1 pseudogene is annotated in these 278 nt (G+C 56.8%); it reads left to right on the top strand.

The features are described 5' to 3' along the window. Window positions 1–278 (top strand): annotated as a pseudogene (locus KVT27_RS24340) (DUF4962 domain-containing protein); the annotation flags it as partial.

Genomic DNA, 278 nt, shown 5'->3' on the forward strand with positions numbered 1-278 from the left:
GGATGACGGGAGCGATTGCTTGGGGGTATGACTGGCTGCACGGCCAGCTTTCGGATACGGAAAGGGTGCTGGTCCGCGGCGTGCTGCTCGCTAGGGCGCGCCAAATCGCGACGCACGTGATCGATCACTCCAAAATTCATCACGTGCCATTCGACAGTCATGCCGTCCGTTCGCTTTCAAGTGTGCTGGTGCCAAGCTGTATTGTCCTGCTGGACGAAGAGCCGGAAGCGCGTGAATGGCTGGACTACACCCTTGAATATTATGCTTGCATCTATTCC

The organism is Lysinibacillus sp. GbtcB16 (assembly GCF_019091145.1).
GTDB lineage: Bacteria > Bacillota > Bacilli > Bacillales_A > Planococcaceae > Lysinibacillus > Lysinibacillus fusiformis.